Genomic DNA, 733 nt, shown 5'->3' on the forward strand with positions numbered 1-733 from the left:
CCGGTGCCTCCACCGCGGGCTCGGCCGAGGCGTCCGGCGGCCGGTGGGCGGCGATCAGGCGCGGCGGACGCGCCGGATGGCCGCGGCACGCCGTCGCGGTCGCCGCCGGGCTGCTGCTGTGGCTGGCGTTCCCGCCCGTGGACCTGCCCTACCTCGCCTTCCCCGCGATCGCGCTGCTCACCCTGGCCTGGCGCGGCGTGCCCGCGCGCACCGCCGCCTGGCTGGGATTCGTCGGCGGCGCGGTGTTCTTCCTGCCCGTCCTGGAGGGCATCGGCAAGGTCGGCTGGGACGGCTGGGTGGCGCTGAGCCTGGTCCAGGCGCTCTACCTCGTCCCGCTGGCCGCCGGGACCGCCGTGGTCACCCGGCTGCCCGCCTGGCCGCTGTGGACCGCCGCCGGATGGGTCGCCGAGGAGGCCCTGCGGGGCCGCCAGCCGTTCGGCGGGTTCCCCTGGGCGCGGCTGGCGTTCAGCCAGACCGCCACCCCCCTCACCCCCTACGCCTCGCTCGGCGGCGCGCCCCTGGTCACCTTCCTCACCGCGTTGGTCGGCGGGCTGCTCGCCTACGCCGCCGTCACCGCCTGGCGCCTGCGCCCCACCTCCGACGCAACCCCCGACGCAACCCCCGACGCGACCCCCGACGCGACCCCCGACACGGCCCCTGACGCGACCCCCACGACCGGTGAGGCCGGCGGCGCGGGGGCGCGTCCCCGCCCCCGCGGGCCGCTGGCCGGCGC

1 pseudogene is annotated in these 733 nt (G+C 79.5%); it reads left to right on the forward strand.

Annotated features, from left to right (window positions below):
- Nucleotides 1–733 (forward strand): annotated as a pseudogene (locus DZF91_RS42730) (apolipoprotein N-acyltransferase); the annotation flags it as partial.

It is taken from the genome of Actinomadura logoneensis (assembly GCF_003428695.1).
GTDB classification, from domain to species: Bacteria; Actinomycetota; Actinomycetes; order Streptosporangiales; family Streptosporangiaceae; genus Spirillospora; species Spirillospora logoneensis.